The sequence below is a fragment of the Roseburia faecis genome (genome assembly GCF_001406815.1).
Taxonomy (GTDB): Bacteria; Bacillota; Clostridia; order Lachnospirales; family Lachnospiraceae; genus Roseburia; species Roseburia faecis.
In genome coordinates, this window is record NZ_CVRR01000019.1 from 89982 (window position 1) to 102426 (window position 12445).

Annotated in this window: 12 protein-coding genes; 9 read left to right on the forward strand and 3 right to left on the reverse strand. The window is 43.1% G+C overall.

What is annotated here, in order from left to right; all coding sequences use genetic code 11:
- Window positions 1–6: 6 nt before the first annotated feature.
- From M72_RS07545 to M72_RS07565, 5 genes are all read left to right on the forward strand, one after another.
- Window positions 7–408, forward strand: a complete 402-nt coding sequence (locus M72_RS07545; protein ID WP_055067781.1) for a zinc-ribbon domain-containing protein — start codon at window positions 7–9, stop codon at window positions 406–408.
- 128 nt (window positions 409–536) lie between these two features.
- Window positions 537–1037, forward strand: coding sequence for an acetolactate synthase small subunit (ilvN, locus tag M72_RS07550; protein WP_055067782.1), 501 nt, complete (start codon window positions 537–539; stop codon window positions 1035–1037).
- 63 nt (window positions 1038–1100) lie between these two features.
- The gene (gene ilvC / locus M72_RS07555) at window positions 1101–2126 is read left to right on the forward strand and encodes a ketol-acid reductoisomerase (RefSeq protein ID WP_055067783.1); all 1026 of its coding nucleotides are present in this window, start codon (window positions 1101–1103) and stop codon (window positions 2124–2126) included.
- 141 nt (window positions 2127–2267) lie between these two features.
- Window positions 2268–4685: a leucine--tRNA ligase gene (leuS, locus tag M72_RS07560; protein ID WP_055067784.1), complete on the forward strand. Its 2418-nt coding sequence runs from the start codon at window positions 2268–2270 to the stop codon at window positions 4683–4685.
- Window positions 4686–4816: 131 nt separating this feature from the next.
- Window positions 4817–5563 carry a YwaF family protein gene (locus tag M72_RS07565; RefSeq protein ID WP_055067785.1) on the forward strand — a complete coding sequence of 249 codons (747 nt, stop codon included), beginning with the start codon at window positions 4817–4819 and terminating at the stop codon, window positions 5561–5563.
- Window positions 5564–5566: 3 nt separating this feature from the next.
- Here the strand turns inward: M72_RS07565 and M72_RS07570 are convergent, their stop codons facing one another.
- Together M72_RS07570 and M72_RS07575 are read right to left on the reverse strand one after the other, a co-directional pair.
- The gene (locus M72_RS07570; RefSeq protein WP_222149854.1) at window positions 5567–6334 is read right to left on the reverse strand and encodes a DUF6062 family protein; all 768 of its coding nucleotides are present in this window, start codon (window positions 6332–6334) and stop codon (window positions 5567–5569) included.
- Complete coding sequence (locus M72_RS07575; protein ID WP_022047097.1) at window positions 6331–7239, reverse strand: LysR family transcriptional regulator; 909 nt, start codon at window positions 7237–7239, stop codon at window positions 6331–6333. The genes M72_RS07570 and M72_RS07575 overlap by 4 nt, the downstream gene beginning before the upstream one ends.
- A gap of 136 nt (window positions 7240–7375) precedes the next feature.
- Here M72_RS07575 and leuC point away from each other — a divergent pair, with 136 nt between their 5' ends.
- Together leuC and leuD are read left to right on the forward strand one after the other, a co-directional pair.
- A complete protein-coding gene (gene leuC / locus M72_RS07580; protein ID WP_055067786.1) occupies window positions 7376–8638 on the forward strand; it encodes a 3-isopropylmalate dehydratase large subunit in 1263 nt (420 codons plus the stop codon).
- A gap of 33 nt (window positions 8639–8671) precedes the next feature.
- A complete protein-coding gene (leuD, locus tag M72_RS07585; protein ID WP_022047095.1) occupies window positions 8672–9160 on the forward strand; it encodes a 3-isopropylmalate dehydratase small subunit in 489 nt (162 codons plus the stop codon).
- A 26-nt stretch (window positions 9161–9186) separates the two neighbouring features.
- On the opposite strand, the gene M72_RS07590 is transcribed toward leuD, so the two are convergent.
- Window positions 9187–9987, reverse strand: a complete 801-nt coding sequence (locus M72_RS07590; protein ID WP_055067787.1) for a hypothetical protein — start codon at window positions 9985–9987, stop codon at window positions 9187–9189.
- Between the two features lie 130 nt (window positions 9988–10117).
- Here M72_RS07590 and thrC point away from each other — a divergent pair, with 130 nt between their 5' ends.
- Window positions 10118–11608, forward strand: a complete 1491-nt coding sequence (gene thrC / locus M72_RS07595; RefSeq protein ID WP_055067788.1) for a threonine synthase — start codon at window positions 10118–10120, stop codon at window positions 11606–11608.
- 27 nt (window positions 11609–11635) lie between these two features.
- Complete coding sequence (locus M72_RS07600; RefSeq protein WP_055067789.1) at window positions 11636–12430, forward strand: transporter substrate-binding domain-containing protein; 795 nt, start codon at window positions 11636–11638, stop codon at window positions 12428–12430.
- Window positions 12431–12445 lie beyond the last annotated feature (15 nt).

The window sequence follows — 12445 nt, forward strand, 5'->3', positions numbered from 1 at the left end:
GAAATTATGTATTGCAGAAAATGTGGAAGAGAGATTCCCGATGATTCGATTATGTGCGGATATTGTGGAACACCTGTAAACCCGGATAATCCGTATACTTATGGTGGAACACCGCAGAATATGGATGAAGGTGCAAACGGGCTTGGAATTGCCTCCATGATCCTTGGGATTGTTGCCATTCTGCTGGCATGCTGTGCCGGAGGAAAATGGCTGACATTCTTTGTCGCTGCGGCAGGCCTGATTCTTGGAATTATCGCATTACAGAAGCCAAAGTACGGAAGCAGCAGAGGGATGGCTCTTGCGGGTGTGATCTGCAGTGTGATCGCGCTTCTTATGAAAATTATTGTGATCATTTTACTGGGGGTGGGAATCGGAACCTTTCTTTATTCCCATATGTTTCACTTTTAAAGTCCCATTCTGATAGATGGGAGTTATTCATAATATAACCGAAAGTTATAATAAAAATAGTGCTTGACAAACACAGATTATAGTATTATGATCTAAACAACACAAAGAAAGTAGAAGGTTTTCGAGATATGAGAAGACAGGCGTTATCGCTTTTAGTGGAAAATAACCCAGGTGTGACGAGCCGGATATCCGGATTGTTCAGTCGCCGCGGATATAATATTGACAGTTTTTCATCCGGTGTGACTGCAGATCCGAAATATACCAGAATTACAATTGTTGCCAGTGGTGATGAACTTATTCTGGATCAGATCGAGAAACAGTTACTGAAACTGGAAGATGTGTTGGATATCAAAAAACTGGAACCGGGATTTTCTGTTACCCGGGAGCTGATTCTTGTAAAGATCCGCGCAAAGGATACTGAGCGTCAGCCGATCATGAATGTGACAGAGATTTTTCATGGAAAGATCGTAGATGTCACAAACGATTCCATGGTAATTCAGCTGGTAGGACATCAGGATAAACTGGATGCCTTTTTAGATCTGCTGGATGGATATGAAATTCTGGAACTTGCGCGTACCGGAATTACGGGACTTACCCGTGGATCGTCGGATGTCCGTTTTTTGGATTAGTTACGGCTACTTATTAAAAATATTTTTTTATATAAGAGTATACATATTTAGGAGGACAATGATATGTCAGAAGCAAGAATTTTTTATCAGGAAGATTGTAACCTTTCATTACTGGATGGAAAGACAATCGCAATCATCGGCTATGGCAGCCAGGGACATGCACATGCATTAAACTTAAAGGAGTCCGGATGCAACGTCATTATCGGTCTTTATGAGGGAAGCAAGTCCTGGAAGAAAGCCGAAGAGCAGGGATTTAAGGTATACGTTGCAGCAGAAGCTGCTAAAAAAGCTGATATTATCATGATTCTGATTAACGATGAATTACAGGCTGATATGTACAAGAAAGATATCGAGCCAAACCTTGAGCCAGGTAACATGTTAATGTTCGCACATGGTTTCAATATCCATTTCGGATGCATCAAGCCACCAAAGGATGTCGATGTTACAATGATCGCACCTAAGGCACCAGGACATACAGTACGTTCTGAGTATCAGGCTGGTAAGGGAACTCCTTGTCTGATCGCTGTTGAGCAGGATGCTACCGGAAAGGCATGGGATCTTGCACTTGCATATGGTCTTGGAATCGGCGGAGCAAGAGCCGGACTTCTTGAGACAACATTCCGTACAGAGACAGAGACTGACCTCTTCGGTGAGCAGGCTGTACTTTGTGGTGGTGTTTGTGCACTTATGCAGGCTGGTTTCGAAACACTTTGTGAGGCTGGTTATGATCCGAGAAACGCATACTTCGAGTGTATCCATGAGATGAAACTGATTGTAGACTTAATTTACCAGTCAGGTTTCGCAGGAATGAGATATTCTATCTCTAATACAGCTGAGTATGGTGATTACATCACCGGACCAAAGATTGTTACCGCTGAGACAAAGAAGGCTATGAAGCAGATCCTTACTGATATTCAGGATGGTACATTTGCAAAAGAGTTCTTACTGGATATGTCTCCGGCAGGACGTCAGGTTCACTTCAAGGCTATGAGAAAGCTTGCTTCTGAGCATCCATCAGAGAAGGTTGGTGCTGAGATCCGTAAGCTGTACAGCTGGAACAACGAGAGCGACAAGCTCATCAACAACTAATCAGAAACTGATTTTAAAAACCCCGGTGAGTACCATCATCGGGGTTTTTGTTTTTGTGCCGGGGTGACATTTGACAAACTACCCCGGTATGTGTAAAATAAATGTATTGTGAAAAAATATGAAAAATGAAGAGGCGAAGACATGGCAGAAGTATACAACCACAAAGTGGTAGAGAAAAAGTGGCAGAAAGTCTGGGATGATGAAAAGGCTTTTGCTGCAACCAATGATTATTCCAAACCGAAATATTATGCGTTGGTTGAATTCCCATATCCATCCGGACAGGGACTTCACGTTGGTCATCCGAGACCATATACAGCATTGGATATTGTAGCCCGTAAGAGAAGAATGCAGGGATATAATGTATTATATCCGATGGGATGGGATGCATTTGGACTTCCGACAGAAAACTATGCAATTAAAAATAAAATTCATCCAAAAATCGTAACCGAAAATAATGTAAAGCATTTTAAGGATCAGTTACATTCTCTGGGATATTCTTTTGACTGGGATCGTGAGATTAATACAACAGATCCAAAGTACTATAAATGGACCCAGTGGATTTTCCTGAAATTGTTCAAGGCCGGTCTTGCATACAAAAAAGAGATGCCGATCAACTGGTGCACTTCCTGCAAGGTAGGTCTTGCAAACGAGGAAGTTGTAAACGGTGTATGTGAGCGGTGTGGTGCTCCGGTTGTCCGCAAGGTAAAGAGCGAATGGATGTTAAAGATTACCGATTATGCGGATAAGCTGATCGAAGGACTGAATGATGTAGACTACATTGAACGTGTCAAGGTTTCACAGAAAAACTGGATCGGACGTTCTACAGGTGCCGAGGTTGATTTCCAGATCAAAGATACAGAAGATAAGCTGCGTATTTACACCACACGCTGCGATACATTGTTTGGTGTTACCTATATGGTTGTTTCACCAGAGCATCCATATCTGGATAAGTACAAGGATCAGATTAAAAACTGGGAGGAAATCGTTGCATACCGCGAGCAGGCTTCCAGAAAGTCTGATTTTGAGCGGGCGGAGCTTGCAAAAGACAAGACTGGTGTGGCAATTGACGGTCTGACTGCAATCAATCCGGTCAACGGAAAAGAAGTTCCGATCTGGGTATCTGATTATGTACTGATGAGCTATGGTACCGGTGCTATCATGGCAGTTCCGGCACATGATGAGAGAGATTGGGAGTTTGCAAAGAAATTTCATCTTCCGATCATTCAGGTAGTTGCAAAGAACGGAGAAGAAGTGGATGTCAATGAGGCTGCTTTTACCGATGTAGCGACGGGTGTGCTGATCAACTCCGACTTCTTAAACGGCCTGGAAGTAAAAGATGCAAAGGAAAAGATGATCAAATTCCTGGAAGAAAAAGGAATTGGTCAGGCAAAGACAAATTATAAATTAAGAGACTGGGTATTCTCCCGTCAGCGTTACTGGGGGGAGCCGATTCCGATTGTTCACTGCGATAAATGTGGGTATGTGCCGATCGATGAGAGCGAGCTGCCGCTGCTTCTTCCGGAAGTAGAAAGTTATATGCCGACAGACAACGGAGAATCTCCGCTTGCAGCAATGACCGACTGGGTAAATACGACTTGTCCATGCTGTGGTGGTCCTGCAAAGCGTGAGACCGATACAATGCCGCAGTGGGCCGGATCTTCCTGGTATTTCCTGCGTTATACCGATCCACACAATGACAAGGCACTGGCAAGTCCGGAAGCACTCAAATACTGGCTGCCGGTTGACTGGTACAATGGTGGTATGGAGCACACGACCCTGCATCTGCTGTATTCCAGATTCTGGCATAAATTCCTGTATGATCAGGGCGTTGTTCCGACTCCGGAACCATACCAGAAGCGTACTTCCCATGGCATGATTCTCGGTGAGAACGGAGAGAAGATGTCAAAGTCCAGAGGAAATGTAGTCAATCCAGACGATATTGTGCAGGAGTATGGTGCAGATACCCTGCGTACGTATGAAATGTTCATCGGAGCATTTGATCTGGCTGCATCCTGGTCGGAAGATGGAGTAAAGGGATGCCGTAGATTCTTAGACCGTGTCTGGAAATTGCAGGATCTTATGACTGATGAGGAGGGATACTCCAAGGATCTTGAGACCAAGATGCATCAGACCATCAAGAAGGTTTCCAATGACTTTGAAAACCTCAAGTACAATACGGCGATTGCTGCCATGATGACACTTTTGAATGATTTTTATAAAAAAGGCTCTATCACCAGGGGAGAGTTAAAGACACTGATCATTCTGCTGAATCCGGTTGCTCCGCATATCACAGAAGAAATGTGGCAGATTATCGGATGCGAGGGAAGAGTATATCAGCAGACATGGCCGGAGTTCGATGAGGCAAAGACGGTGGAATCTTCCGTGGAGATTGCCGTTCAGATCAATGGTAAGGTAAAGGGAACGCTTGGTATCCAGAAAGATGATCCGAAGGATCAGGTAATTGCAAAGGCAAAAGAAGTCATTGCAGATAAACTGACCGGAAATATTGTCAAAGAGATTTATGTACCGGGAAGACTGGTAAACATTGTAATGAAATAAAATGTTTCCTGTCTGCCAGAAAACAGCAGACAGAAGATTTCTAAGGGAAAGGCACCCTGCGCAAAAGGCGCAGGGTGTTTTGCATAATAAAAAGGAAAAACACAGATACTGTAAAAAAGGAGGTCTTTGATGTGAAACTTTCATATCTTTCTTATTTTTTTACATATGAAACCCATATTCCGGATGGCATTGGATTTGCGTTGTTCGGTCCATGGCATCTGTTGTGGCTTTCGGTTATTTTTGCCATATGCGTCAGATATGTATGGATTTATAAAAAAGGGGATGAAAGAAAAAAACGCCGGATGGATGGTCTGACGGCATGTTCCCTTGTGGTGTGGATTGTCGTGAGAGCAATTTATATTGCGGTGATCCATGAAGCGTTTTTATATGAACTCCCGTTTCATCTGTGCAGCATGGCTGGAATTTTGTGTGCCGTTCATTGTCTGACGAAATGGAAATGGCTGGGGCAGGTGCTGTATACCATCTGTCTCCCGGGAACAGTGCTGGCACTTTTATTTCCAAACTGGAACTTTTATCCGGTCATTCATTTCATTACACTGGAAGGTTTTTTGTTTCATATGGGAATTGTACTGTATGTGGCAGGAAAACTTGCATCCCATGAAATCCGACCGGATTTTGCAAAACTCTGGCAGGTGGTGTTATTTCTGACTGCGGTTGTGATACCGATTTACTGTTTTGATAAAAGATATGATGTGAATTATATGTTTGTGAACTGGCCATCCGCCGGATCTCCGCTTGTCTGGCTGGTAGACAGGATGGGAAATCCGGGGTATCTTATTGGCTATGCGGCACTTGTATTTCTGTGCATGCTTTTGATGGATGCGGGCTATCTTATAGTTGCCGGAAGGAAAAACTAAAAGTTATTTTTTTAACACATGAGGAGGCAGGGACGGGTCGCTGCCACGCAATTTCTGCATGCCGCGCTGAATGGCATCTTTGGAATCTTTCCAGCTGGCATCTTTGTTTTTGTAATCATATTTTTCAATAAACCATGCAACGTCTTCATAGACGCGGTGGAAATTTTCCTTCATCAGAGGAAGGACGGTGGCATAGAATTCTTTTTTCTCTTCACCGGAAAGCTGTTCGTCGGCACCTTCGCAGAGAACTTTAAAGTGATCGAGGCAGAATCCTTTGGTATTTGCCACCTGTGCACGGAAATCCGCATCTTTTTTGTACATGGAAAAGAAGGTTTTCATGTAAGCCTGAAAGGTATTTTTTATACTGTTACAGATGAAACAGGTGGATTCCCGCCGGTTGATCCACTCGACAATGGAATTGGAAGAACCATCTGTTTTTTTGCCGAACAGACTGCTGCGTTTTGCAGCAGCGTCCGGACGGAAGGTTTTCCAGACATGATCCATTTCCTCTTCGTGACGTTTCATCAGTGTTTTTAAAATCCAGGCATTGCCGAGCGAATTTCCATAATCAAACATTTTTTTGAAATGTGCGCGGCAGAATCCTTCCCGGTCTGTCATGTCGCGGATATCGGCTTCCATGTAGGAGGCACCATGTCCGAGGACGAAATCCATCATGTGTTCTTCGGTTTTTTGTTCGATATAGCAGAACGGACATTCTCCGGCATTTGCCATGGCATCTGAAATTGGGATGGTGTGAAGCTGTTCTTTCATAGTGTTTCCTCCGGTCTGTAAGTACGGTAAAAGTCAATAAAGGTCTGTAAGGATTTGGATGGCTTTAAGTTTTCCTTGTATGCAAAGCCGATTTCCCGTTTGTGGATCGGGATGCCGAGCGGAATTTCCACGAGAGATCCCTCTTGGAGTTCCTTTGTGACAAAACTTTTGATGACACAGGCAACGCCGACACCGATCTTTGCGAAATCAATTAACAGATCCATGTTCGAGATATCAATGGATTCCGCTACGGAAATATGATTGTCCTGCAGATAATCGTCAATATACTGCCGCGTCATGTTATGCTTATCCAAAAGCATAAGTGTGGAATTGCCAAGGATGGAATCTCTGGTAATTCCTCTTTTTTTCAGATTTGAGAGATAGTCCGGATTGGCTACAAAAATGTCTTCAATGTTGTCCAGATAGTAAAAATTGATGTTTTTGAGATTATCCGGTTTTCCAATCAGACCGATGTCAATTTTATTTTCATCCAGCAGATCAAGCGTTTCGTTGGTCGACTGACAGTTGATGGAAATACTGATATGCGGATTCTGCCGTATGAATTCTTTCAGATAGGGCAGAAGCACAAATTTGCAGAGTGTGGAACTGACACCGATCTGCAGGTGACCGACACCAAGATCGATGGAGCGTTTTAATTTGTCTTCCCCAAGTGTCAGTGTTTCAAAGGCTTCCTTTACATGTCCATAAAGTAACTGGCCCTCGTCCGTCAGTACAACGCCGCGGGAACTGCGGGAAAACAGTTTGCATCCTAAATTTTCTTCCAGTTTCTGAATGGATTTGCTGATGGCAGGCTGGCTGATGTAGAGTTCTTTGGCTGCCTTGGAAATATTTCCGGCATTGGCAACCGTATAAAAAATCCAGTAAGAAGATAAATTCTGATTCATTATTGCCTCCGTTTATTATAATAAGTTATTATATCATAAAATATAGTTATGGTAAATATGTTTATTATGTATTAGGATTATGAAATAATCTGTGCTAAAATCATAGTAGTTTAAGATATTAAAGGAGGAATTATCCATGGGAATGACAATGACTCAGAAGATTCTTGCAGCACATGCAGGCCTGCCTTCTGTCAGCGCCGGACAGCTGATCGAGGCAGACCTGGATCTGGTTCTGGGCAATGATATTACTTCTCCGGTTGCAATTCATGAAATCGGAAAAATGAATGTAGAGGGTGTATTTCACAAAGATAAAATCGCACTTGTGATGGATCACTTTGCTCCAAATAAAGACATTAAATCCGCAGAGCATTGCAAATGCGTACGCGAGTTCGCCTGCAAAAATGATATTACAAACTATTTTGATGTAGGTGAGATGGGAATAGAGCATGCACTCCTTCCGGAAAAAGGACTTACGGTTGCGGGAGATGTGATTATCGGTGCAGATTCCCATACGTGTACATACGGTGCACTTGGTGCATTTTCTACTGGTGTGGGAAGTACAGATATGGCAGCCGGCATGGCTACCGGAAAAGCATGGTTTAAAGTACCGTCTGCAATCAAATTTAATATTGTAGGAAAGCCGGACAAATGGATCAGCGGAAAAGATGTGATTCTTCATATCATCGGAATGATCGGTGTGGATGGAGCCCTTTATAAATCCATGGAATTTGTTGGGGAAGGAATCAAATACCTTTCCATGGATGACCGTTTTACCATCGCAAACATGGCAATTGAGGCCGGTGGAAAGAACGGTATTTTCCCGGTAGACGATCTGACCCGTGCATACATGAAAGAACATTCCAAGAGACCGTTCGTGGAATATGAAGCAGATGCGGATGCAGAGTATGACGAAGAATATACGATTGATCTTTCAACTTTAAAGTCAACCGTTTCATTCCCACATCTGCCGGATAACACACGTACGATTGATGAAGTGGGCGATGTGAAAATTGATCAGGTTGTGATTGGTTCCTGCACAAACGGACGTATGGAAGATCTTCGTACAGCTGCAGAAATCTTAAAAGGAAAGAAAGTAGCCAAAGGACTCCGCGTGATTGTAATCCCGGCAACCCAGCAGATTTATCTGGATGCCATGGAAGAGGGACTTCTTAAGATCTTTATCGAAGCAGGTGCAATCGTAAGTACACCGACATGTGGACCGTGTCTTGGCGGATATATGGGAGTACTTGCAGAAGGCGAGCGCTGTGTATCCACAACAAACCGTAACTTTGTCGGACGTATGGGACATGTAGATTCGGAAGTATATCTTGCAAGCCCGGCGGTTGCAGCGGCAAGTGCCATCACCGGAAAGATTTCAGGCCCGGCGGAAGTAATGTAGAAGATGCCGGAGAAAAAGGAGGTCAGATAAGAAATGAAAGCAGCACATGGTAGTGTATTTAAATATGGCGATAACGTAGATACGGATGTTATCATTCCGGCAAGATATTTGAATTCTTCCGATCCGAAAGAACTTGCCACACACTGTATGGAAGATATCGATAAAGATTTCGTTAAAAATGTACATGTGGGAGATATTATTGTAGCCAATAAAAACTTTGGATGTGGTTCTTCCCGTGAACATGCACCGATTTCCATCAAGGCATCCGGTGTCAGCTGTGTCATTGCTGAGACATTTGCCAGAATCTTTTACCGGAATGCCATCAATATCGGTTTGCCGATCATTGAGTGCCCACAGGCCGCAAAGGAAATACAGGCAGGGGATGAGGTGGAAGTAGATTTTGATTCCGGAATCATCACAGATGTGACAACCGGAAAGAAATTCCAGGGACAGGCATTTCCACCATTTATGCAGAAGATTATTGACTGCGAAGGTCTTGTCAATTATATCAACCAGAAATAATAAAAAGATGTCAGAGAGGACTTCCCTTATTTGCGGGGAAGTCCTTTTAGGTAAGAAAGATATTTAGGAGAAAGAGAAATCTGCTGGTAAATATCGGCATAGGACGAAGCAGACAGCTCCTCGATATAGTTTTCCGGGAAATTTTTTGATATGCCGGCCTGATGCGCCAGATCTACGGCTTTGTTATAGGCAATTGCCGCATCAATCGCATTTGTGTAATTACCGACAGTGATGTTGCCGTGGATATGGATACGTACTTTATAGTGTTCGGTTCCGTTTTTGTCGATGCGTTCGACACCAAAATACGGATTGATGATTTTGAGGTTTGAGTAGCGGAAATCATTTTCATCGCCGTTGACAAAACAAAAATCCCTGCCGTTTACCGCATGGGTTTTGATGCCGTAGCGGCCGAGAAGCGTAAGCTGCATTCCATAGTGATTGACATACAGATGTCCCTGGCGCGTCAGAATCCGGTGGCTGCTGTAATAGAAGAGGTCATCAATGTCAAATTTTAACTCCCGGTGAATACTCAGATAATAACTGAAATAATTTTTGCGCAGATAGATGGGGGTAGGAATATACATATGATTATCCCGGAAATTGATCAGCGAAACAATTTTTTCAAAGGCAAGCTGGTTGGTCCGGTAAAATGCCTCATCGATGGTTTCTGTACCGGATAACAGCTCGCAGGCGGCAGTGTATGCCTGATGTGCCTGAACTTCCGTGGGGAAGCTTCCGAGGCTGATATGGCGGCCTTTGTGCGTAATATTGGAGCGATAGTATACGGTTTTGTCTTTTTTTGTCGCAAGATATACACCGGTTAACATAAATTCTCCTTTCGCCCTGACAGGTTATTTTAGTAGTATAACATAGGAAATTCATTGACACCACCCACTTTTTTACCTATAATGTACGAGAAACGTTATGATTAAATTTTTGTAAAATGAGGAAGAAAAAATGGAATTAATGTATTCAAGCACCAGAAATGATAAAGTAAAACTGACTGCATCCCAGGCAATTTTAAAGGGTCTGGCAGATGATGGAGGACTTTTTGTACCGGAGCGTATCCCGGCACTGGATGTCCCAATGGATACACTTGCAGATATGTCCTATCAGGAGACTGCTTATGAAGTCATGAGCCGTTTCTTTACGGATTTTACAGAAGATGAGTTAAAGGATTGTATCAAAAAAGCATACGACAGCAAATTTGATACGCCGGAGATTGCACCGCTGGTAGATGCGGACGGTGCTTATTATCTGGAACTGTTCCATGGCCCGACAATTGCATTTAAGGATATGGCACTTTCCATTCTGCCACATCTTTTGATTACCTCTGCAAGAAAAAATCAGGTGAAAAATGATATTGTTATTTTAACAGCGACATCCGGAGATACCGGAAAAGCTGCCCTTGCAGGATTTGCAGATGTGGAAGGCACAAAGATTGTTGTATTTTATCCGAAGAACGGTGTCAGCCCGATCCAGGAAAAGCAGATGATCACACAGAAAGGTGCAAATACCTGTGTGGTTGGAATCCACGGAAACTTTGATCAGGCACAGACCGGTGTGAAGAAGATGTTTAATGATACTGCACTTGAAGCAGAACTTGATGTTGCAGGTTATCAGTTCTCATCTGCAAATTCCATCAATATCGGACGTCTGATTCCTCAGGTGGCATATTATGTATATGCATATGCAAAATTATATAAAAATGGTGCAATTGCAAAAGATGAAAAGATCAACGTTGTTGTTCCAACCGGAAATTTCGGAAATATCCTTGCTGCTTTTTATGCAAAGAATATGGGACTTCCAATTGCAAAACTGATCTGTGCATCCAATGAGAACAAAGTATTGTATGATTTCTTCTCCACCGGAACATACGACAGAAACCGTGATTTCATTCTTACAAGTTCTCCATCCATGGATATTCTGATTTCTTCCAATCTGGAGCGTCTGATTTACCGTATTGCCGGAAATGACGCAGAAAAGAATACAAAGATGATGGAAGAACTTTCCACAGACGGAAAATATGCAATCACAGACGAGATGCGTGCGCAGCTTGCTGATTTCTACGGAAATTATACAAGCGAGGAAGAGACTGCAAAGACCATTAAAAAATTATATGAGGATACCGGATATATCATTGATACCCATACAGCAGTTGCGGCAGGGGTATACGATAAGTATAAGAAGGATACCGGGGATACCGAGACAAAGACCGTGATTGCCAGCACGGCAAGTCCGTTTAAGTTTACCCGAAGCGTTATGGATGCGATTGATCCGAAATACGATGCTATGGGTGACTTTGAGCTGGTAGATGAGCTTTCCAGAATCGGAAATGTCAAAGTCCCACAGGCGATCGAAGAGATCCGTACCGCACCGGTACTTCATGATACGGTATGTGAAGTGGAAGAAATGCCACAGGTTGTTAAAAAATTCCTTGGTGTTTAAAATACATATGAAAAGAGGACAAAGATTATGAAAAAGAAATTGATTTCGCTTTTACTTGTTTCTGCCATGGCAGCTGCAACAGCAGGCTGCGGTTCATCCGTACCTGCCAACAGTGTGAACTCCAGAGATGATCTTCCGGGTAAAAAAATCGGAGTACAGCTCGGTACAACCGGAGATTCGGATGCCACAGAGTATGAAAAGAATGATGGCAGTACGGTAGAACGTTACAATAAAGGCGCAGATGCCATTCAGGCATTAAAAACAGGAAAGATTGACTGTGTAATCATTGATCAGCAGCCGGCAGAAGCTTTTGTTGAAAAAAATGATGATTTAAAGATTTTATCCGATACGTTTGATCCGGAAGAGTATGCCATCTGTATTGCCAAAGGCAATTCGGATCTGACCGATAAATTTAACAGCGCGATTGAAGAACTGCAAAAGGATGGAACCATTGATTCCATCACCAGCAATTATATCGGAGATGAGGCTGGAAAGCATCCATATGAGACACCGGACGGAACCGAGTATCCAAACGGAACACTTACTATGGCAACCAATGCGCAGTTTGAGCCATACGAATATTATGACGGAGATCAGATTGTAGGAATTGATGCAGATATTGCAAAAGCAATCTGTGATAAACTCGGATATGAGCTGAAGATTGAAGATATGGAGTTTGATGCGATCATCGCAGCGGTATCTTCCGGAAAAGCTGATTTTGGTGCTGCCGGAATCACGGTAACTGAGGATCGTAAGAAAAATATTGACTTTACGGATACCTATACAAAGGCTTGTCAGGTAATCGTTGTAAGAAACAAATAATTTGTTTCGGAGGAT